General features: G+C 56.1%; 23 protein-coding genes and 1 tRNA gene. 12 read left to right on the top strand and 12 right to left on the bottom strand.

The window, feature by feature from the left end:
• Nucleotides 1-27: 27 nt before the first annotated feature.
• Both MCM46_19515 and MCM46_19510 read left to right on the top strand, forming a co-directional pair.
• Entirely contained in the window at nt 28-360 is a 333-nt protein-coding gene (locus MCM46_19515; protein ID MCG3113999.1) for a cytochrome c, read from the top strand.
• Between the two features lie 88 nt (nt 361-448).
• Nucleotides 449-1,390, top strand: a complete 942-nt coding sequence (locus MCM46_19510) for a CPBP family intramembrane metalloprotease (protein MCG3113998.1) — start codon at nt 449-451, stop codon at nt 1,388-1,390.
• Here MCM46_19510 and aat read toward each other — a convergent pair.
• On the bottom strand, nt 1,387-1,962 hold the full coding sequence (gene aat, locus MCM46_19505) for a leucyl/phenylalanyl-tRNA--protein transferase (GenBank protein MCG3113997.1): 576 nt from the start codon (nt 1,960-1,962) through the stop codon (nt 1,387-1,389). The two genes, MCM46_19510 and aat, sit on opposite strands and share 4 nt — an antisense overlap.
• Nucleotides 1,963-2,105: 143 nt before the next feature.
• A complete protein-coding gene (locus tag MCM46_19500; GenBank protein MCG3113996.1) occupies nt 2,106-2,753 on the bottom strand; it encodes a bifunctional 4-hydroxy-2-oxoglutarate aldolase/2-dehydro-3-deoxy-phosphogluconate aldolase in 648 nt (215 codons plus the stop codon).
• Between the two features lie 838 nt (nt 2,754-3,591).
• Between MCM46_19500 and MCM46_19495 the strand changes: the two genes are divergently transcribed.
• The 3 genes from MCM46_19495 (at nt 3,592) to MCM46_19485 (ending at nt 4,802) form a co-directional block, all read left to right on the top strand.
• A tRNA-Glu gene (locus MCM46_19495) sits at nt 3,592-3,669 on the top strand.
• Nucleotides 3,670-3,807: 138 nt separating this feature from the next.
• Nucleotides 3,808-4,299: a response regulator gene (locus tag MCM46_19490; GenBank protein MCG3113995.1), complete on the top strand. Its 492-nt coding sequence runs from the start codon at nt 3,808-3,810 to the stop codon at nt 4,297-4,299.
• A gap of 185 nt (nt 4,300-4,484) precedes the next feature.
• Nucleotides 4,485-4,802 (top strand): hypothetical protein, encoded by a 318-nt coding sequence (locus MCM46_19485; protein MCG3113994.1) that lies wholly within the window; start codon nt 4,485-4,487, stop codon nt 4,800-4,802.
• Nucleotides 4,803-4,833: 31 nt separating this feature from the next.
• Here the strand turns inward: MCM46_19485 and MCM46_19480 are convergent, their stop codons facing one another.
• Complete coding sequence (locus tag MCM46_19480) at nt 4,834-5,094, bottom strand: hypothetical protein (protein ID MCG3113993.1); 261 nt, start codon at nt 5,092-5,094, stop codon at nt 4,834-4,836.
• A gap of 27 nt (nt 5,095-5,121) precedes the next feature.
• On the bottom strand, nt 5,122-5,640 hold the full coding sequence (locus MCM46_19475; protein MCG3113992.1) for a CbiX/SirB N-terminal domain-containing protein: 519 nt from the start codon (nt 5,638-5,640) through the stop codon (nt 5,122-5,124).
• Nucleotides 5,641-5,778: 138 nt separating this feature from the next.
• Between MCM46_19475 and MCM46_19470 the strand changes: the two genes are divergently transcribed.
• From MCM46_19470 to MCM46_19440, 7 genes are all read left to right on the top strand, one after another.
• On the top strand, nt 5,779-6,660 hold the full coding sequence (locus tag MCM46_19470; protein MCG3113991.1) for a deoxyribonuclease IV: 882 nt from the start codon (nt 5,779-5,781) through the stop codon (nt 6,658-6,660).
• A gap of 301 nt (nt 6,661-6,961) precedes the next feature.
• The gene (locus tag MCM46_19465) at nt 6,962-7,657 is read left to right on the top strand and encodes a chlorite dismutase family protein (GenBank protein MCG3113990.1); all 696 of its coding nucleotides are present in this window, start codon (nt 6,962-6,964) and stop codon (nt 7,655-7,657) included.
• 7 nt (nt 7,658-7,664) lie between these two features.
• Complete coding sequence (gene trxB / locus MCM46_19460; GenBank protein ID MCG3113989.1) at nt 7,665-8,636, top strand: thioredoxin-disulfide reductase; 972 nt, start codon at nt 7,665-7,667, stop codon at nt 8,634-8,636.
• Nucleotides 8,637-9,794 (top strand): Xaa-Pro peptidase family protein, encoded by a 1,158-nt coding sequence (locus tag MCM46_19455; protein ID MCG3113988.1) that lies wholly within the window; start codon nt 8,637-8,639, stop codon nt 9,792-9,794. It abuts the gene before it with no gap.
• Nucleotides 9,795-10,421 (top strand): GTP cyclohydrolase I FolE, encoded by a 627-nt coding sequence (folE, locus tag MCM46_19450; GenBank protein MCG3113987.1) that lies wholly within the window; start codon nt 9,795-9,797, stop codon nt 10,419-10,421.
• A 32-nt stretch (nt 10,422-10,453) separates the two neighbouring features.
• Nucleotides 10,454-11,698: a molybdopterin molybdotransferase MoeA gene (locus MCM46_19445; GenBank protein MCG3113986.1), complete on the top strand. Its 1,245-nt coding sequence runs from the start codon at nt 10,454-10,456 to the stop codon at nt 11,696-11,698.
• Between the two features lie 111 nt (nt 11,699-11,809).
• The gene (locus MCM46_19440; protein ID MCG3113985.1) at nt 11,810-12,091 is read left to right on the top strand and encodes a hypothetical protein; all 282 of its coding nucleotides are present in this window, start codon (nt 11,810-11,812) and stop codon (nt 12,089-12,091) included.
• Between the two features lie 58 nt (nt 12,092-12,149).
• Here the strand turns inward: MCM46_19440 and MCM46_19435 are convergent, their stop codons facing one another.
• The 8 genes from MCM46_19435 to MCM46_19400 all read right to left on the bottom strand — a co-directional run bounded on the left by MCM46_19435 (nt 12,150) and on the right by MCM46_19400 (nt 19,607).
• Nucleotides 12,150-13,640: a PhoX family protein gene (locus MCM46_19435; GenBank protein ID MCG3113984.1), complete on the bottom strand. Its 1,491-nt coding sequence runs from the start codon at nt 13,638-13,640 to the stop codon at nt 12,150-12,152.
• 348 nt (nt 13,641-13,988) lie between these two features.
• Nucleotides 13,989-14,600: an inorganic pyrophosphatase gene (locus tag MCM46_19430; protein ID MCG3113983.1), complete on the bottom strand. Its 612-nt coding sequence runs from the start codon at nt 14,598-14,600 to the stop codon at nt 13,989-13,991.
• 213 nt (nt 14,601-14,813) lie between these two features.
• On the bottom strand, nt 14,814-15,191 hold the full coding sequence (locus tag MCM46_19425) for a DUF2628 domain-containing protein (GenBank protein MCG3113982.1): 378 nt from the start codon (nt 15,189-15,191) through the stop codon (nt 14,814-14,816).
• 197 nt (nt 15,192-15,388) lie between these two features.
• Nucleotides 15,389-16,891, bottom strand: coding sequence for a catalase (locus MCM46_19420; protein ID MCG3113981.1), 1,503 nt, complete (start codon nt 16,889-16,891; stop codon nt 15,389-15,391).
• 63 nt (nt 16,892-16,954) lie between these two features.
• Nucleotides 16,955-17,374 (bottom strand): transcriptional repressor, encoded by a 420-nt coding sequence (locus MCM46_19415; protein MCG3113980.1) that lies wholly within the window; start codon nt 17,372-17,374, stop codon nt 16,955-16,957.
• Nucleotides 17,375-17,432: 58 nt separating this feature from the next.
• On the bottom strand, nt 17,433-18,446 hold the full coding sequence (locus MCM46_19410; GenBank protein MCG3113979.1) for a chemotaxis protein CheB: 1,014 nt from the start codon (nt 18,444-18,446) through the stop codon (nt 17,433-17,435).
• Nucleotides 18,447-18,540: 94 nt separating this feature from the next.
• A complete protein-coding gene (locus tag MCM46_19405) occupies nt 18,541-19,020 on the bottom strand; it encodes an Hsp20/alpha crystallin family protein (GenBank protein ID MCG3113978.1) in 480 nt (159 codons plus the stop codon).
• Between the two features lie 110 nt (nt 19,021-19,130).
• The gene (locus MCM46_19400; protein ID MCG3113977.1) at nt 19,131-19,607 is read right to left on the bottom strand and encodes an Hsp20/alpha crystallin family protein; all 477 of its coding nucleotides are present in this window, start codon (nt 19,605-19,607) and stop codon (nt 19,131-19,133) included.
• Nucleotides 19,608-19,688 lie beyond the last annotated feature (81 nt).

The following is a 19,688-nucleotide window of genomic DNA, read 5'->3' as shown; positions in this document are numbered from 1 at the left end:
CATTTTGAAAACGAGGGGGCGTAAAACATGTCGAAACTCATTTGGGCCACGGTGGCGGTCGGAATTTTACTGGCAGGGTGTTCGGGTGGAATCAGTGATGAGGCGCTAGCGGGCCTTTCACCGGCGGAGGCGGGGCAGAAGGTCTTTGATGCCAAATGTAAACGGTGCCACGTGATCAACGGCTCCGGCGGGACGCGCGGACCGAATCTCTCGAACGTCGGTGGACGTTTGGAGGAAACGGCCCTCCGGGAATTCCTCCAAGATCCGGAAAAGGCAAGACCGGGAACCCGGATGCCGAAGGTCGGCCTCACCGAGAAACAGCTCGACGTGGTGGCAACTTATCTTGCGGGACTGAAGTAACGCTGATAGAGTCAAGAATGGAAAATCTTTCTCTCTGATACTGATCACCGGCTTTCTGAGTTCTTGATCTCGTCCCTGGATCTCTCCGATGACATGGTGGACGCTCTCTTTCTATTTGCTCGTTCTCTTGGCGGCCGGGTCCGTCTTTTCGGTCAAGAAGGACGCCTATCCTGACCGGGGAACCCTGTTCGACCGACAGGTCTGGAGCATTTGGATCGGCATCTTCGCCGCGACCCTTCTCAAATCGGTCAGCGCCATCGTTCTCTGGTCTCCCTGGTCCTTCCGGAATCAACCGGCCATCGTGCCGATCTATTTTCTGGCCGAAATCTCGGTCTTCGTCGGCGTTCTCCTCTTTTACCGGCTCATCACCGGTCGGCCTTTTACCCTCCTCGGTTTTTCGTCGGAACGATTGGGAATACGCCTCCTCTTCGCGATGAGGTGGATCATCGGGGTGTTCTTCGTTCTTTACTGCGTCTTCTATATCTTCCTTCTATTTCAATCGATCGAGGTGTCCCAAGCCTGGTTGATGCGGCTTTACCGAAACCGCGATCTCGTCACCGCCCTGATGCACTTCTTTGAAAAAATGTGGGGGCTCCCTTCCGTCGTCATTCCGATCCTATTTATGGTGGTCCTTCGTCCGTTTGCGGAGGAGATCGTCTTCCGCGGCCTGTTATACGGGCCGATCCGCCGGAAGTCCGATCCGATCATGGCGGCGCTCATCTCCTCTTTTCTTTTCACCCTGGCGGACGGATCGATCGCGAGCCCCCATCTCCTCACCGGGGTCCTCTCGGCCTATCTCTATGAGCGGACGGAGAGCCTTTTCCCCGGAATGATTTTACATGGGCTGCTTAATCTGGGAAGTGTCGTCTACTACTTCGGCGGGAAAAATGTCATCTCCGTCGTCGTGCGCAAAGCCGAGGCCGGTTGGATGACCCTTTTGCTTGCGGCCCTCTTCGTCGGGGTCGTCATCCTCTATCGCGTTCTGCTGAAGAAGGGATACGGATGGGGAGGGACGGTTTCGATTTCTTAATCGAACCGGCAATCGAGGGCCAGCGCCTTCTCAAGACGTCTCATGTACTCCGGGCGTGAAATCTCGACGGCGCCGAAACTCTGCAAGTGGGAGGTAATGAACTGCGTATCGAGGAGAAGGTAGCCCCTATTTTTAAGACGCTCGACCAAAAAGGCGAGGCAGACCTTCGAGGCGTCCCGCTGAACGGTAAACATCGACTCCCCCATAAAAGCGCCGCCGAGCGCGACCCCATATAGCCCTCCCGCCAGGGTTCCCTCCGCATAAGCTTCCACAGAATGGGCCTTGCCGGACCGGTGAAGCGCCAGATAGGCCCGGATGATCTCCTCGTTGATCCAGGTCTCTTGCCGAGAGGCGCAGGCCCGAATCACCGCCTCCAAGTTCCGGTTGATCACAATTTCAAAAGGTCCCCGGCGAATGGTCCTGGCCAGCCGCTTCGGGAGATGGAAAGATTCGAAATCGATGATCCCCCGGGGATCGGGAGAGTACCATCGAATTTCTCCCCCGTCGGCCATCGGAAAGATTCCCTGGCGATAGGCGGCCTCAAGGAGTTCGGGGGTAAGGGAGATCTGCATGGAGAGACTATACCCGAACTGATGCAGAAGGGTAAAGTGATGAGGAAATAAAAACGGATTAGATGAGGACGGGAGTGAACAAGATTTGTGTCACCGCTCCGATCTCTCTAATCCGTCTTCAATGAATCCGTGTCGGACCGACGCTATGCCGCTTTGCGGAGAAGGTCATCCCGAAGGGAAGAGAACTTTTTCGCCTCGCGCGTAATCGCCTCGTAATTTTGGCTCTCCACATGTTTGCGGGGAGTCAGCAAACTTCCCAAAGCAATCGCCTCCACGCCGATGGAGAGGTACTCTTTAAACGAGTCATAACTCTTGACCCCCGCCGGAATGATTTTAAGGAAGGGGAGCGGCTTGAGGATCTCATCGATATAATCCGGGCCGCCGAGGGCATCGACGGGGAAAACTTTGACCATATTCGCCCCTCCACGCATTGCCGTATAAATTTCGGACGGAGTCGAGGCTCCTAATATACAGGCGACGTTGCCGTCTCGGCAAACCGGAACCATTTCCAGGTTTCCGACCGGTGAGGCAACAAAGTGACAACCCAGACCGATCGCCGAGCGCGCTTCACGGAGAGTCAGCACCGTCCCGGCGCCCACCAGGATATTCCTTTCCTTCATCAATTCCCGAATAACGTCCTGCGCATCCGGAATGGTGTAGGATATTTCAAAAATACAAACCCCCCCTTCCATGACGGCCTGCACGGTCTTCACGGCTTGATCGGCATTTTCGGTTCGAATGACTGCGATAATTTTTTCTCTGGTAATACGCTCAAGCACGTCATTTAACATTTTCCCCTCCGGATCAATAGGCCAAGATTTTTTTGCCGAATCACATGAAAGACCCTCTTCCAGTGTCTCTTGTAAATAAGCATCCGATCTCTCCCAAACCGTTCGAGAATGCGCATCGACCATATGAAAGAGTAATCTGTCTGTTTCAGTTAGGGGACTGATCTGGGGCAGCATTCTTTTCAAAGCAGAGAAAGATCGGTCTGCATCAAAACAAAATTTGCAAAACGAATGCCGTAAAATCCGGCCACATAAGCGATTTATAGACCGCTGGCGCCTTCCTTGTGCAAAAAAATCACAGACGCCGGCCGACCGAGCCGGTTCTGAGAAAAAGAGGTCCGGACAATAAACACAGGACGTCTGCAGGGGGCACTTCTATTTTGAGCGCCCCTTTGAACCGGAGGAATCGACCTTCTATTAACCCGAGAAAAAAATCACAATTTCGAAGAAAATTTAAAAATCACCCTACCGATTTCTGATTCGATGCGTCATTCGGCAATGTGATCTTCCCTACTTTGGGTAAAAGTGAGCATTTATTTTCAGCTTCCAAACACGGTTCAGGCTGAGGTTTCGTCCAAACCGGTTCAAGAAGATTTTGCAATTGCCATGTGTGAAAATGCCGAGCTCCGGCCGCACGGGTTGCCTCCATCCTCGGTGATAATCATGAATGTGTTCTCTCGATCGACCGCGGGAACGCCTGGATCGGTCCTTCATTTCAGGACGGCTTTCCCGATCCGGCCACTCACAAAATAGGCTTCAATCGCGGAGAAAGACTCATTCTCATGCAAAAAGGCTTGACATGTTTGCATCGTCTCGGCTAGTATCCGGCGATGCCCTTTGGGTCCCCATCGTCTAGCCCGGCCTAGGACATCGCCCTTTCACGGCGGTAACCGGGGTTCAAATCCCCGTGGGGACACCAGATGCCTTTTTAAAAGTTTCGCTCTTTCCCAAAGCCGTACTGATTTATACCAAAATTTAATTTCAATCATTTCTCCATTTCGAGCGGAAGAGGAAATTTTACCTTCCGCCGTATCTTTATAAAAAGAAGGGAGTTCCGATGTCAAAGAGAGTATTAATCGTTGATGACAACCAGGACGCCATCCATATTTTGTCGGCAGTCCTGAAAAGAGGAGGCTACGCCGTCTCTGTTGCGAAAAACGGAGCCGAGGCGGTCGAAATGGTCCGTCAGGAGCATCCCGCTCTGATCCTGCTCGATATCATGATGCCGAAAATGGACGGCTTCGAGGTTTGCCAAGAGATCAAGGGAAGCACGGAAACACGCGGCATTCCGATTCTCATGATCACGGCGAGAAAAGACCCGGAATCGCGGAAACGCGGTCTGGAAGTGGGCGCCAGCGAATATCTGGTCAAGCCGATCCACCCCGCCGAGGTCTTGCGGAAAGTTGAGGAATATTTGGGGAACGACCGATCTTCTCCGCCTTCCCTGAAATCGATTTTTCTGCCGTTTCTTCTTCTTCGTGAAAAAATCACTTTTCAGTTGGGAGCGTTTGCCTACTGCTCCGCCGTCGACAAAAAACCGACGGTCTAACAGACGCAGGAGAACAACGGCGGAGACCCGATACGCCGTTGTTCAATTCTGCCGCTCTCGTCAGAGAAATGCTCCCTCCCGCCGCCGCTTGTCTTCTTCAAACCGAACATGGTAGATTGATTTATTGACGGATTCCACAGGAACGCTCGATCATTCTCACCCGGAACCGGGATAAAGAGGATCGGATGAAGATCGATTTCACGAGAAGCGGCGGCTTCGCAGGAATGCGATTGGCCGTCCGGATCGATACGGATACCCTTCCTTCGACGGAAGCGGATCGGCTGCGCCGCCTGATCGAAGAGGGGCGTTTTTTCAACCTGCCGACCTCCCTTAAATCGAACCTTCCGGGGGGCGACCGTTTTCAATATCGGATCAAGGTGGAAGAAGGGGGAAAGCGGAAGGAAGTTTTTGCCGATGAAGCCGCGGTCCCGGAAACCCTTCGGCCGTTGATTGATTATTTGAGCGACTGGGCCCGCTCCAGCCAAAAAAGAAAAACGGTTTAACTTTCAAACCAAGCTGACCATCCGTTGAAATTCATTGCCCTTCTGCCTCCGAAAAATCTTTCTCTATCACAATCTCAACCTCATCCTCGGCGGAAATTCCCCGGTTCCGAATGTGGGCTTTCAGATCGGGGTGCCGGCGCAAGAGGGTGAAGATCGACTTGAGGATTTCCGGCTTGATTTGCCCCTCCCACCGCTTTAGCCAGGCGTAGTCGTCTTCCTCTCCGTCGTAATTTTCGAGAAACCGGGCTTCCAAACTAAACCTCAACACGAACGTCTTCTCTTCGCGAAACACGTTTCCTCTCTTCCGTGGGATGGGTAATTACGTTTTTGAGATGAACAGCCCGATCTGGCCTGCCAAGAACCGCGCGACCTCTGCGGTTTCAAACGGCCAGGCATACAGAATGGAAAGGCCCGGGTGGCGGCGGCGGGCTTGCTCGATCGCCTCGGGAATTTCCGCTTTGGAGTGGGCGCCGCCGGGGGTCATCATCGGCGTAACGACGATCACCTGCTCCGCTCCGACGGCCGCCGCTCGATCGATCGCTTCATCCACAGTCGGGGCGCAAAATTCATTGAATCCGATCACCACTTCGCATCCCATCTCCTTCCGAAGCTGTTCGGCGAGGGCCTGCGATCCTTCGAAAAAAGGATCGTTCTCGGCGGTTCGAGGCCACGCCCGCATCTTCGTGTCGAGCTGATGAAGCCGCTCTTGGAGCGGGGTCCGTTCCGCCGCGGGGGGGTGCTTGAGCTTGGCCCGCAGGTCAAAGAGCTCCGCCCTCTCTTTTTTGGGAAAATCGTTTGCCGGCGCCCCATGCATGGCGAGAACAACGACCCTCTTCAATGGAATCCTCACAAAGGGGTTTATCATTCGGCGTCAAATCGATGTCATGACGGGCCGAGTATAACATGACCGTCTCCCGAATGCTTCTGGAAAAACCGAGAAGGTTGCTGTAGAATAGGCCGACTCATGGAGGAAAAATTGGCTAAAACGGACGGGAAAATAGAAGCGAAGCGTCCCCTCTTGGGAGCGCATATGTCGGTGGCCGGCGGGCTCGATCAGGCGCTCTACCGCGGGCGGACGGCCGGGTGCGATGTCATTCAGATCTTCTCGAAGAACTCCAACCAGTGGAAAGCAAAACCGCTGACGGTAGAAGATATCGCGAACTTTAAAAAAGCCCGCCTGGAGACGGGGATCTTCCCCGCCATGGTGCATAGCTCTTACCTGATCAACCTCTGCTCCGACAAGGAAGAAGAGTGGAAGAAGTCGGTCGAAGCGCTCTACATCGAAATGGAGCGGGTCGAGGCATTGGAGATGCCCTATCTGGTCCTCCACCCGGGGTCACACCTCGGGGCCGGAGAAGAGGTGGGAATTTCCAGGGCAGCCGAGGCGTTGAACCTTCTTTTTCAACGGACCGCCCGGTTTAAAATGCAGATCCTCATCGAACTGACGGCCGGGCAGGGGAGCTGCATCGGGAGCCGGTTCGAGGAGGTCGGCGCGATTTTCGACCGGATCAAAGCGCCGGAGCGGATCGGGGTCTGCTTCGATACCTGCCATGTTTTTGCGGCCGGGTATGACTTGAGAACCGAGACACACTACCAGGAAACGATGGACGCCCTCGACCGGGCGGTGGGCTTGGGACAGGTCCGAGCCTTTCATCTCAACGATTGCAAAAAAGAGCTCGGCTGCCGGGTGGACCGGCATGACCACATCGGACAGGGAAAGATGGGAACGGCCCCCTTTTCATTTTTAATGAACGACCCGCGTTTCTTCGGCTTGCCGATGGTCCTGGAAACCCCGAAGGGAAAAGAGCTCAAAGAGGACATCCAAAACCTGGCCATTTTAAGAGGACTACAGAAGTAGGAGACAATTGCGGATATGGATTTCGGTGCGGTTTCCCAATTCTTATGTAGGTCCCGGCGGGACGTCTCTACAACACCTTTTTTAATCTGCAATCCGCAACCCGAAATCCATACTAATTGGGGTTGATTTCACGCCGATGCGCTGCTAGAATCGGGCGAATAAGTCCTGGCCGTTCCATTTGCTTTTCAGCGCTTAAAAAGGTATGATCGGCCCGCTTTGGGGAATCCCGAACAGGCGGTTTCTCCATTTGAATTTTGTATTCATGAACCGACGCGATGCGGATTGTATTGGAGGAGGATCGATGGCAAACGATAAAAGACAGTATGTGAACTACATTTTCTACAAGTTGGATCCGGCGTGGCGAAGGTTGCCGGCCGAAGAGCGGGAAGCAGGGAAACGGGAGCTGTCCGCGGCCATCGAAGGCTTCACGTCGAAGGTGCTCGTGATCCCTTATTCCACGGTCGGAATCCGTGCCGAGACCGATATCATGCTCTGGCGGATCAGCTACGATCTGGAATCGTTTCAGGACATGACGGTCAAAATGCTCTCGACCAGCCTGGGCAAATACATGAACACCGTCTACTCCTATATCGCGATGACGAAGCGGTCGATCTACGTCGACAAGCACACCCACGAAGGCCAGGAGTCGAAGCGCCTCACGATCGTTCCCGGAGAGTCGAAATACCTCTTCATCTATCCCTTCGTCAAGACACGCGAATGGTATCTTCTGACCAAATCGGCCCGGCAGGGAATGATGAATGAGCATATCGAGATCGGCCACAAGTACCCGACGGTGAAAATCAACACCTCCTACTCCTTCGGATTGGACGATGCCGAGTTCGTCGTGGCGTTCGAGAGTGACCATCCCTCCGACTTTTTAGACCTGGTCATGGAGCTGCGCAACGCCGAGGCGAGCCGGTACACGCTGCTCGACACGCCGATCTTCACCTGCGTCCGAAAAAGCCTCAAGGATGCTTTGAACGATCTGGGGAATTAAACCGCACATGACGGAGAAGATCGAAAATGTCATCATCATCGGCTCGGGGCCGGCCGGCCTCACGGCGGCGATTTATGCCGCCCGGGCGAATCTTCATCCCGTCTTGATCGAAGGGGCTCAAGCCGGCGGGCAGCTGATGATCACGACCGACGTGGAAAACTTTCCGGGATTCCCCGACGGCATTCAGGGGCCGCAGCTGATCCTGGAGATGAAGAAGCAGGCGCAGCGCTTCGACACCACCTTTATCACCGGGGATGTCACCTCCGTCGATTTCTCTCAGCGCCCCTTCAGCATCGTGGTCGACGGGGAGCGGACCTACCGGACCCGATCGGTGATCATCTGCTCCGGTGCCCGGGCCAAGCTGCTCGGGATTGAATCGGAGGCCCGGCTGATGGGCCACGGCGTCTCCGCCTGCGCCACCTGCGACGGGTTTTTCTTTCGCGGGAAAGATGTCTTTATCGTCGGCGGGGGCGATACCGCCATGGAGGAGGCGACCTTTCTGACCCGTTTCGCGAATCAGGTCAGCGTCATTCACCGGCGGGATAAGCTGCGCGCCTCCAAGATCATGCAGGACAAGGCGTTCAAGAACCCCAAGATCAAATTCATCTGGGACACGACGATCACCGATATTTTGGACGGGCCTTCCGGAACGGTTTCGGCGGCGGTCCTCCAGAATCTGAAAACCGGAGAGACTTCTCAGCGGAAGATCGACGGGGTTTTCATCGCGATCGGGCATGAGCCGAACACCGCTCTGTTCAAGGGCCAGCTGGCGCTGGATGATCGCGGTTACATCAAAACCCAGCCCGGGACACCGCACACCAACGTTCCGGGGGTCTTCGCCGCGGGGGATGTGCAAGACCCGAACTATCGCCAGGCGATCACGGCCGCCGGCACCGGCTGTATGGCGGCGATGGATGCGGAGAAATTTTTGGAATCCGATCACCTAGAAAACGAATCGGCCGGTAGGGAAGGACACTAAATGGCGGATCGCCTAGAAAATAGACCGGCCACGAGTAAACCCGATATTCTTTTAATCGCGTGCAGCGAGACCGACTCCAACATCTACTACGCAACCAAGTTCCTCGCCCCCGATAACTTCATCTTCCTTCGCGCCCGCGGTAAAACGCTTCTTCTCATGAGCGATCTGGAGGTCGACCGCGCCCGCGCCCAATCGTCCGTCGATCAGGTCCTCTCCTATTCGGAGTATGAAGAACGGACCAAAAAACGGGGGATCGATCGCCCCGATATGGCCGATGTCGTTCAAACGCTCCTCCAGGAACAAGGGGTCAAGGAGCTGACCGTTCCGGCGAATTTTCCGTTGGAATACGGCGACGCGCTCCGGTCCCGCGGTTTTACCCTCTCGATCAAGAAGGAGCCGTTCTTCGAAGAACGGGCCCTGAAGACGCCGGAGGAAGTGGCCGCCATCCGAAAGAGTCAGATCGCCGTGGAAGAAGCGGTCACGGAGGCGTTCGATCTTCTCCGAAGGGCGGAGATTAAGAACGGTCAAATCTATCTTGAGGGAAAGGTCCTCACGTCGGAGTCGGTTCGAAGCCATCTCCACCTCCGGATGATGGAGAAGGGATGCATCGGACAGCACACGATCATCGCCTGCGGGGTGGATGCCTGCGATCCTCACAATGAGGGATCGGGCCCGCTGCGGGCGAACGAGCCGATTATCTTCGATGTTTTTCCCCGATCCTCCGAGACCCGCTACTTCGCCGACATGAGCCGGACGGTGGTCAAAGGACGGGCTTCCGATGGAATGAAGAAGCTCTACGACACCGTCCTGGAAGGGCAGGAGCTCGGCATCAGCCGCGTTCGAAGCGGCGCCTCCGGGAAGGCGATTCATGAAGAGATCGTCGGGCTCTTCGAGAAAAAAGGGTATCACACCGGCAAGGTCGGCGGGCGGATGCAGGGATTCTTTCATGGAACGGGGCACGGCGTCGGCATCGATATCCATGAGCCGCCGCGAATCAGCCGTGCCGATTGGATCCTCAAAGAGGGGGAAGTAGTGACCGTGGAGCCGGGGCTTTATTACCCGGAGATCGGCGCGGTCCGGATCGAAGACATGGTCCTGGTTGAAAAAGACGGATGCCGGAACCTCACGACCTTTCCCAAAAAACTGGAGATTCCCTAAGTGGCTTCCAAGCGCAGCGGAAATCGATCGACGGGCGACAGCCCAAAAAAGAGCATGGAAACAGAGACCCCGGCCGTCAAAGAACTGGTGGAAAAACTCCTGGTCTCGCTGGGAGAAGACCCGTCCCGGGAAGGGTTGAAGGGAACGCCGGGCCGCGTCGAGCGATCGCTCCGTTTCCTGACCAGCGGCTATCACCAGAACGTCGATCGGGTGTTGAACGAGGCCTTTTTTACCATCGATCATGAAGAGATGGTGATCGTGAAGGACATCAACTTCTTCTCCATGTGCGAGCATCATCTTCTCCCCTTTTTCGGAAAGTGCCACATCGCCTATCTTCCCAATAAGAAAGTCGTCGGCCTAAGCAAGCTTCCCCGGGTGGTGGAGATTTTCTGCCGTCGGCTGCAACTGCAAGAGCGCTTGACCGGCGAGATCGCCCATGCGATTGCGGACAAGATCCACCCGCACGGCGTCGGCGTGGTCATCGAGGCGCAGCATCTCTGCATGATGATGCGGGGCGTCGAGAAGCAAAACGCCCGCACCGTCACCAGCGCGATGCTCGGGGTCTTCAAGACCGATCCGAAAACCCGAGCCGAATTCCTCGACCTGCTGCGACACGATAAGATTTAATTTCTCCGACACCTCACCGTCTTGGGTTCGCGATGATTTCCGTTGAAGAAGCCCAAAAGATCATTCTCGCCGAAATCCGCCGGATGGGGACGGAGCGGGTGCTGCTGTCCAATGCGCTCGGGCGGGTTCTTTCGGAGGATCTACTCTCCACGCTCGATCATCCCCCTTGGGACACCTCCGCGATGGACGGCTACGCCGTCCGTTGGAACGACACCGCCGGCGCGTCCAGAACAAACCCGTGGACACTCAAGATCATCGAAGAAATCCCCGCGGGGACCCTCCCTCAGAAAAAGATCGAGCCCGGAGAGGCCTCGAAGATCATGACCGGCGCGCCGGTCCCGGAAGGGGCCGAGGCGATCGTGAAGGTCGAGGAGACGGAGCGGCACGGCGATCAAGTAAAAATTTTCGAGGCGGCCGATGACGGCGACTTCATCCGGAAAAAAGGGGAGGCGATCCGGACGGGGGATCTGATTTTAAAGAAAGGGATCCGGATTCGTCCCGCCGACATTGCGATGATGGCGTCGATCGGCCGGTCGGTCGTCCCGGTCTATCAACAGCCGCGGGTGGCGATCCTCTCCACCGGGGACGAGCTGGCCGAGCTCGACGAGCCGCGCGGGCCGAACAAGATCCTCAACAGCAACGGCTACGGCGTGGCGGCGCAGGTGATCGAGGCGGGGGGACTCCCGATCAACCTCGGCATCGCCAAAGACACGCGGGAGGATCTCGACAAAAAGCTGAGGGGCGGGCTGCACGCCGACTTTCTGATCGCCTCCGGCGGGGTCTCGATGGGCGATTATGATTTCGTCCAGGAGGTCTTGATGGAGCTGGGAGCCGAGATGAAGTTCTGGAAGGTGGCGATGAAGCCGGGCCAGCCGCTCGCCTTCGGGGTGATCGGCGGAAAACCGGCCTTCGGGTTACCGGGGAATCCGGTTTCCGCGATGGTTTCTTTCGAGCAGTTCGTCCGCCCCGCCCTTTTAATGGCCGGCGGCCGGACCGAATTCTTCCGACCGATTATTCAAGCAACCCTTGAAGAAGAGGTCCGCAAACACCCCGGCCGCCGTCACTTCATGCGGGCGATCGTTTCCGTCCAAAAAGGGGAGTACCGCGTCCGGACCACCGGCGATCAGGACTCCCACATCCTTCTCTCGCTGGTCAAGGCAAACGCGCTGATGATCCTGCCCGAAGCCGGCAACCTCCACAAAGCGGGTGAAAAAGTCGCCGTCCAGCTCCTGTCCGATGTGGCCGTTGCCGGAAACGAGCTAAGTGGATTAATATAGAGTCTGTTCCCAATCTCCTTGTCACCATCCTTCCCTCAGCGATCTTGAAACCCGCATCAAGTCACTGATTGTTGGCGCTCGACAAACGTCTCACTGAGAGGAACCTTCATCATGACTTACAAAATAGAATTCCAGCATAAATCGGAAGGCCGCTTGCGACCCTCCGACACGAGCCAAGACCAGGAACTGATCTTTAAACAAGGAGAATTTATTCCGATCCCCAACGTCGGCGACAGTGTGACTTACTCCCATGATAACGAGCGGAGAAGCTATCGGGTGGTTAGCCGGCATTTTAGTTATTCATACACTCCCGCAGAAGGCGAACTCTGTCATATCAATATCGTTGTGATCGATCTTTCGAACGACGAGGAGGCGGGGCGGCGGAAGGGATAAGCCAAAAAACGGGCGCCCGAAGGCGCCCGTTTTTCCAATCATCTATTTTAATCATCCCTTACCGGGGAGGCCGTTTCACAAAGATCGGCCGATGGTCGTCGCGATAGATCGCAAAAGTAATGCCGGGGCTCTGAATGTTGACGAACATCATCTTGCCGTCGTTCGAAAAACAGGCGCCGCAGAATTCACTGGTAGTAAAGTTGTTGCGGGCGAACTTGAAGAGATTACCGTCGTCGTCCACGCCGACAACGAATTGCTCCTCTCCGCCGTCCTCACACATGTAAAGCGCGCCGTCCGGCCCCACCGTGATATTGTCCGGGTTGTCCAACGCCCCCCCGCTGGTCGATTCCACCAGCAGGGTGACCGTCTCGCGACGGGGGTCGTAGGCCCAGACCTGGCCGTTCCCTTGATCGCCGCCGCCGGTGCAGACAAAATAGATCAACCCGTTTGTATACCACATTCCCTCGCCGCGGGAAAATAGCGCCGCCCCCTTGGACTGGGCTTCAACGCGGACGGTGTCGCCGGCCGGATCGACCTCTTCGATCTCGACCCAGCTCACCGGAAGCGGCTGCCCGAGGAACGACTGAACGCCGGTGCGGGTGTCGGCGTTGGTGCCGGTGGCCGGAAAGATCGTTCCATCGCAGACCGCCATCACATTCGGATCGATCACCATGGCATACAACCGACCTCCCTTCTGCAAATCACCGAATTTACTAGCACGGCGGACCTTCGGCACAAATTTGTAGAAGGCGCTGTCGCCGCGGTCCTCCGTCTCGTAGACGTATCCCGTTTGAGGATCGGTCGCGTTGGCCTCGTGATTGAAGCGCCCCATGTCGACCAAGGGAATCGGATCGACCGCTTCGGGCAGATCCGCCGGCACCTCGAAATTATAACCATGTTTTTTGGTGACGTTATTGGCGCCCGTCGGAATTGAGACATCTTCCTCGCAGCTGATCCAGGAATCCCACGGCGTCAGACCGCCCGCGCAATTGCGGATCGTTCCGCCGAGCGAAATCCAATGGCGGACGAGCCGCCCCTCCCGGTCGATGATCAGCGTCGTCGTCCCGCCCCCGCCTTGTCCCGCAGGAAGAATAAAAGGATCGTAGACTTTTCCGTTGGGGGGAAGACAACCGACACGGCTGCCGAATTTATTCTCGGCGGGACCGAGCTCATGGTTGCGAACCAGGATATGCGAGCCGCGGCGCCCCTGAAAACAGGCCATCCCGTCGTGATCGCCCGGCACCAGCGCGCCGTCGTTCATCGTTTGACCCGTGATCGACAGGGCGGTATACGAGAAACCTTCGGGCAGTTCGAGGAGCGCGGTCTGGCTTAGATCACCGGCCGCCGTACTCGTGAGATCGGCCGCGTTGAGCGGAAGCTTGGGGCTGATCGGGCCAAAACCGACCCCTTCGCCGTTCGCGAGGCAGACGCCCGGCGCGGGAAACCGGCCCGGCTTCTGGGCGTATAACTTCCCGAGCGGTCCAACCGCGGTCCCGGCGCTTACAATCGCTAGCATGCTTAAAAATTTCCGTCGCGACAATGTCGTCATCTTGTTCCTCCTTTGAGGTGAATAGATTCTCCGCCTGACGAGACGCCCGCCAAACGGACCCCCTCGTCTGAAGAGAGACTAGCGCAACGAAAATACCGCTCCCTTAAGAACCTGTTAATTTTCTGTTAAGCATGCGCTGAGGACGGAAAACGGACGACACAGGCGAAGGGCGCTTACCGTTTGGGAGAAAGATTTTGCTTTTCGAGTAAATCGATTTAAAGAATGGGGGTTTGACTTCTAGGGGGAAGTTAGAAAACAACGAGAGAAGAGCAGACTCTGACTCTGCTTACCGACAAGGTTTAAATCCTCGTCCCTCCAATCGTCTGAATAAGCCGGGGAGTGGAGCGCTCAGGATCCGTACTCGTCCTGGTAATCTTCCATTGCGGCCTTGATCACCCGCTCCGCATGCTCCCGGTTGTACGCGGCATCGATGACCACATGCGACGACTCGCCGGGGACAAGCTTGTAAGTGCTGAAGTAATGCCGAAGCCGCTCTACAAGGACCCCCGGCAACTCCGAGATGTCCTTCACATCGGACCAGAGATGATCGTTCTTGATCACGGCAATGATCTTATCGTCGGCTTCACCGTCATCCAACATCGGCAATCCCCCCACCACGCGGGCTTGCAGAATGACGTCGGACCGGTCGATCGGCCGCTCGCTAAGGACACAGATATCCAATGGATCGCGGTCCCCGATCTTGGCGTTCCGCATCAGCGCGCCGACGCGCCGGCCGCAGTAGGTGCGCGGAACGAAGCCGTACAGGCTGGGAGGGAGGGCGGAGGACCGTTGAGGACGGTCTACGTGCAAATAACCCGTCACCTTGTCCAATTCATATTTGACCGTGTCAAAAGGGGTGATTTCAATATAGGCGTGAACCAATGAGGGAGGATTCGGACCCACCTCGAGACCGTGCCAAGGATGCGGCCTCCATCGATAGAAAGGGGATGGAAAGGACATGTCGTTTCTCCAATGGTTTGGGGGAATAAGATCTCACCGGTATGATCGCCGGGCGGTTCTGTTTTAATCATCCGGTCATGAAAAAAAGAACGGGTCACATTCAATGATTATACACGATCCGCTTAAAGCCCTTTTCTTAAAAAACGGACCCTTTTTATAAACCAGTTATACCTGCATGTCAATCAGTTATTCTGCGGGAAAATTCAGATGGGCCTAGGAAGGGGATGCAGAAGTGTCGTTTTCCAGATAAAGCGCGACAGCGGCGCCGGCGCTGGCGGCGCTGATCGTCTTTTTGACCGCAAAACCGCGTGCGATCAGACTTTCTTCCCGCCAGGAATTGCCGTGGACGCCGAACATGAGGTTGGCGGTCATTCCGATGCCGTTGAGGATCGCTTCGCCCATCTCTTCGCTCGCGGCAATACCGGTAATGAAGCCGATCACGAGAATGGCCAACACGACGCCGATGCTCAGCTTCCACATCTTTTTCATCATCGCCCAGACGAACCCGAAGAAGAAAGCGGGCCAGGACCAGCCTTGTTTCACCGCCTCGATCGCGCCGGACGGATGCTTAAAGATCTTAAATTGCTTCATTTCGGTTGCCTTTGAACCTCACAAAATTCACGAGCTTGGTTATTACGTCTCTGTTTTTATATTTCAACTCGCCTCCGTAGTCAACAGCTAATTCGGAGGAAGTATGAATATCGAGAGAAAGAATAGGGGAGTCGGAAGAAAAGGGGGACAGGCCGCCTGAGTCACCTGTCCCCCTTTCTCAGGCGGCAGATCGTCGGCTAGAACGCCCTTCGGCCGGGATGGGGCGCCGGTTTAGTGATCCCTCTGCGGACAACCTCGACCGCTTTGGCGACCTGCTCTCCATATTCCGGGTCGGCGTTACGGAAGTGCGCAATGGAACGTTCGATAATCTCCTCACGGCTGACCCGTCCCAATGTCGAAGCGATCGCTTCGATCAGCCTTTTCTTCGAATCCGGGGAAATCAGCCGGTAGAGATCGCCCGCCTGCACGAAGTCATTGTCTTCGGCATGGCGCGTCGCCTTTTGCGCGCCGGTCATGCCGTGCACCGCCAAAGGAGCGTCGTGCCGTTCGTTGCTCTGGGCGGGGCCGTTGTCGCTGTTCGGTTCGTAGTTCTTCGCGCGTCCGCCGTTGCCGTCGGAGCGCATCGCGCCGTCGCGTCCGTAATTATTGACCTCAGCCGCATGCGGCCGATTGACCGGGAGAGAGGTGTGGTTGATGCCGAGACGGTAGCGGTGGGTGTCGCCGTAGGCGAACAGCCTTCCCTGAAGCATTTTGTCGGGGGAGGGGCCGATACCGGGGACAAAATGGCCTGGGTTGAAGGCGGCCTGTTCCACATCGGCGAAGTAATTCTCCGGATTGCGATTCAAGACGAGCTTGCCGACCTCGATCAACGGATAGTCGGCGTAATGCCAGACCTTCGTGAGATCGAAGGGGTTGAAGCGATAGTTTGCCGCATCGGCGACCGGCATGATCTGCATCTTCAGCGTCCAAGAGGGAAACTCCCGGCGGTCGATCGCACGGAACAGGTCGAGATGGTGATGGTCCGGATTTTCACCCGCGATCCGCGCGGCTTCCTGAGCGGTCAGGCATTGAATCCCCTGATCTGTCTTGAAGTGGTACTTCACCCAAAATGCTTCGCCGTTTGCGTTCATCCACTGAAAGGTGTGCGAGCCGAAACCGTCCATGTTCCGATAGCTCGCCGGAATGCCGCGATCGCTGAAGAGCCAGGTGAACTGATGGGTCGCCTCCGGGGAGTGGGAGAAAAAGTCCCACACATTGTCCGGCTCCTGGACGTGGCTGTAAGGGTCCCGCTTCTGCGAATGGATAAAGTCGGGGAACTTGAGCGGATCGCGCAAGAAGAAAACCGGCGTGTTGTTGCCGACGAGATCGTAGTTGCCTTCTTCGGTGTAGAACTTGATCGCGAAGCCGCGCGGATCGCGAACGGTGTCGGCCGAGCCAAGCTCTCCCGCCACGGTCGAGAAACGAATGAACAGATCGGTCCGCTTGCCGACCTGATTTAAAAATTTGGCTTTCGTCCAACGGCTCACGTCCGCCGTGACCTCAAAATAGCCGAAGGCCCCTGAGCCCTTGGCATGGACGACCCGTTCGGGGATCCGCTCGCGGTCGAATCGGGCGAGCTTTTCGATCAGGTGGTGGTCTTGCAACAGGATCGGACCGTCCGGTCCGGCCGTTTGGGAGTTCTGGTTGTCGGCCACCGGCGCGCCGGCTTCGGTCGTCAGCTTCTTGGGCTCTTCGTTCATGTTCGTTCCTCCTTTGTGGGTTTATTCTAAACTTAGAATTATTCTAATATCTGAGTAAAAAATTTACTTCTTTGTGCCTCTCAATAAAACCTGAACCCCGTTGATTTTGAATTCTTCACGTAATTTAACCGAGAGGTTGACCGATTCCGGCTCGACATCGTGCAATTGTCCGGTCTTTTCGTCCAGGAAATGGTAATGAACGTCGGTGTTACAATCATAAACCGCTGAATCGGAATGGGGGAATTTGAACTCCTGAATGAGCCCGGCATCGACGAGTGTCTTCAATGTATTATAGACGGTCGCCAGGCTCATCTTTGGAAAGTAGCGATCGGCCCATTTTTTAATCTCATCGGCGGTGGGATGATCCGCTTCACAGAGAATATAGCGGCAAATCGCAATCCGTTGGGCGGTCGGCTGAACCCCCGCGTCGATCAGCCTCTTCTCAATTTCCGGATGACTGAGTTGTTCTTTTTCTCGATGCATGCTAATTAGAATAACTCTAATATTAAACTAAGTCAAGGTTAATTTAGAGCCATGCGCATTAGAAAAAGTTCGGGTCATGCCCGAGCATGTCCTTGTCCAAGACAACCTCCCGGATCCGCTGCACCCGCTGCTCCGCCTGGTTGGCCTGCTCGGCACACTCCTTCGCGACGGCGGGATCGTTTCTCTCGCGCGCCAGCTGCTCCATCTCCCGCAACAGCAATATCCGCTCTTCGATGGCGCGGACGGCGTTCCACAAGCCCCGATCAATGGCGTCATTGACATCGGCGAGCAGGCTCTGAAGCGAGAAGGAATGGCCGGTGTGGCATCGGAAGCGGACGATTCCTCCTTGCCGAATTTTAACCAGCACCCCATGACATTCCGGACAGGTGTTGGGAGAAACCGGGCCTAATCTCATGACCCCGGTCTGCAGGGCGTTCCCCTCACGGGCGATCCGGTTTTCAATCTCGATCAATTCGGATATTCGCGCTTCCCCCTGGAGGACGATCGGCTCACGGGTCAGGCGCGTCAAGACGGCGGCCATCTCGGCGACCGGCAAGGTGTGATCGACCGTCACATGCTGGCGGGCACTCTCCGGCATCGATGCGTGGAGCGCATCCTGGGGAGATTGAACGATCGCCACGCCGCCGCGATCTTTTATGCTCCACAACCCGGCGGTGCCGTCATCGAGCATACCGCTGAGGATAATCCCAATGACCCGCGGCCCGCAGGCGGCCGCGGCGGAACGGAACAGCACGTCCACCGCGGGGCGCATCCGGTTCTCCTTGGGTCCACGCGTAATTCTCACCCGATCCGACTCGATCATGAGGTGCCGATCCGCAGAGGCGACATAGATGCGGCCGGGGGTGATCGGTTCTCCATCGATGCCGGTCCCGGCGCGAAGCGGCCCGGCACGGTCGAGAATCTCGTGCAGTTGGCTGGGAGCATACACGGGAATGTGCAATACCACCAGAATGGCGGCGGGAAATCCGGACGGCAAACCGGATACCAGTGTTTTCAAGGCCTGAACCCCTCCGGCGGACGCTCCGATGACAACGATGTCGCGTTGAACCATGTCGCTCCTTCTTCCAAGGGGACCCAGCGGGACGGAACCGGGTGAGGATGAGACGAAAACCCCTGAAGGTCGATTTGCGATTAAATTGTCAGCATTATGCCGCTTCCTGCTTTTCCTCCGGCGGCTCCTCGGATTGGACTTCGATCCGCCTTCCGTTCCCCTCCGTCGCGGGAAGCGTTACGAAGAGAACCCCTTTGTCAAACCAGGTTCGAACCCCCTCTTCTCGAATCGGCCCTGGAAAGACCACCGCCCGCTCGAAGCGATCGAAAGAGGACTCCTGAAAAATGCACTTCTCCGGATCAAAACCCTCCGGCGGTTTCCGTTCGCCCCGAATATAAAGTTGGTTGTCCAGGACGGAGAGAGAGACATCTTCCGAATGAACCCCCGGAAGCTCCATCCGGACGACCCAGTATCCGTCCCTCGTATAGAGATCAACCGAAGGAACCCATTCGCCCGGCTGATAGCCGGTGCCGAAGGCCCGCTCGCCGAAAGTCGTTCGGAAGATCACATTCAACGATCGGATGAGATCGGCCATTTCTTCAAATGAACGCCATCGGAAGGCTTCTCCTGCCATACACTTCACCTCCTTAATCAAAACTGTCCTTATGGTTTGGTTTCAATTTGAATTCATCGGTTTCTCTGTCGCCAGGCCTAAGGGGCTGCTCGTCTGCGATGGATCCGGAATTATGCCGCTTTCGGCGTTTCCTCCGAGGACGCTTCGGATTGGATTTCGATTCTCATTCCCTTCTCCGCCGTCACTGGAAACGTCACGTAGAGGATCCCTTGGCGGTAACGGGCCTTGATCTGGTCTTCCGGAACGGGAGCAGAAAGGCTGATGATTCTCTCGAAGGGACCGGTGGAACACTCGTGAAGAATGCAATATTCCGATTTTAAGGCCTCCGAAAGCTTTCTCTCCCCACGGATGATCAATCGATCATCGACCACCGAGACGGAAACGTCATTTGGGTTCACTCCCGGCATCTCGACACGGACGACCCACCGGCCGTCCTCTCTGTAGAAATCGACCGGCGGCGTCCAGACCGTTTCTTGATCGGTGTCGAGCCCGGCTCCCGAGGAGTGTTGTCCAAAAATCATCTTGAAAAGATCATAGAATTGGCGTCTCAGCTTAAAAGGACGCTGATCGAAACGCGCATTCCTCATCGATACCTCCTTTGGTTTTTAAGACCCTTTTATTATGAGCGTATTGATTCAACCCGGTCAAGGTTGGCGTCGACGACGAGA

Source organism: Candidatus Manganitrophus morganii, from assembly GCA_021651055.1.
Taxonomy (GTDB): Bacteria; Nitrospirota; Nitrospiria; order SBBL01; family Manganitrophaceae; genus Manganitrophus; species Manganitrophus morganii.
The sequence above is the reverse complement of the archived record's forward strand: the minus strand, read 5'-3'. Positions and strand labels throughout refer to the sequence as shown.

Excerpts from the sequence above, each read along its gene's own strand:
- aat (MCG3113997.1), bottom strand. The coding sequence starts at position 1,962 with ATGCAGATCTCCCTTACCCCCGAACTCCTTGAGGCCGCCTATCGCCAG.
- MCM46_19405 (MCG3113978.1), bottom strand. The coding sequence starts at position 19,020 with ATGGCAGGAGAAGCCTTCCGATGGCGTTCATTTGAAGAAATGGCCGAT.
- MCM46_19435 (MCG3113984.1), bottom strand. The coding sequence starts at position 13,640 with ATGACGACATTGTCGCGACGGAAATTTTTAAGCATGCTAGCGATTGTA.
- MCM46_19410 (MCG3113979.1), bottom strand. The coding sequence starts at position 18,446 with ATGGTTCAACGCGACATCGTTGTCATCGGAGCGTCCGCCGGAGGGGTT.
- MCM46_19500 (MCG3113996.1), bottom strand. The coding sequence starts at position 2,753 with ATGTTAAATGACGTGCTTGAGCGTATTACCAGAGAAAAAATTATCGCA.
- MCM46_19515 (MCG3113999.1), top strand. The coding sequence starts at position 28 with ATGTCGAAACTCATTTGGGCCACGGTGGCGGTCGGAATTTTACTGGCA.
- trxB (MCG3113989.1), top strand. The coding sequence starts at position 7,665 with ATGACGGAGAAGATCGAAAATGTCATCATCATCGGCTCGGGGCCGGCC.
- MCM46_19440 (MCG3113985.1), top strand. The coding sequence starts at position 11,810 with ATGACTTACAAAATAGAATTCCAGCATAAATCGGAAGGCCGCTTGCGA.
- MCM46_19420 (MCG3113981.1), bottom strand. The coding sequence starts at position 16,891 with ATGAACGAAGAGCCCAAGAAGCTGACGACCGAAGCCGGCGCGCCGGTG.
- MCM46_19465 (MCG3113990.1), top strand. The coding sequence starts at position 6,962 with ATGGCAAACGATAAAAGACAGTATGTGAACTACATTTTCTACAAGTTG.
- MCM46_19415 (MCG3113980.1), bottom strand. The coding sequence starts at position 17,374 with ATGCATCGAGAAAAAGAACAACTCAGTCATCCGGAAATTGAGAAGAGG.
- MCM46_19510 (MCG3113998.1), top strand. The coding sequence starts at position 449 with ATGACATGGTGGACGCTCTCTTTCTATTTGCTCGTTCTCTTGGCGGCC.
- MCM46_19430 (MCG3113983.1), bottom strand. The coding sequence starts at position 14,600 with ATGTCCTTTCCATCCCCTTTCTATCGATGGAGGCCGCATCCTTGGCAC.
- MCM46_19400 (MCG3113977.1), bottom strand. The coding sequence starts at position 19,607 with ATGAGGAATGCGCGTTTCGATCAGCGTCCTTTTAAGCTGAGACGCCAA.
- MCM46_19455 (MCG3113988.1), top strand. The coding sequence starts at position 8,637 with ATGGCGGATCGCCTAGAAAATAGACCGGCCACGAGTAAACCCGATATT.
- MCM46_19425 (MCG3113982.1), bottom strand. The coding sequence starts at position 15,191 with ATGAAGCAATTTAAGATCTTTAAGCATCCGTCCGGCGCGATCGAGGCG.
- MCM46_19445 (MCG3113986.1), top strand. The coding sequence starts at position 10,454 with ATGATTTCCGTTGAAGAAGCCCAAAAGATCATTCTCGCCGAAATCCGC.
- MCM46_19485 (MCG3113994.1), top strand. The coding sequence starts at position 4,485 with ATGAAGATCGATTTCACGAGAAGCGGCGGCTTCGCAGGAATGCGATTG.
- MCM46_19490 (MCG3113995.1), top strand. The coding sequence starts at position 3,808 with ATGTCAAAGAGAGTATTAATCGTTGATGACAACCAGGACGCCATCCAT.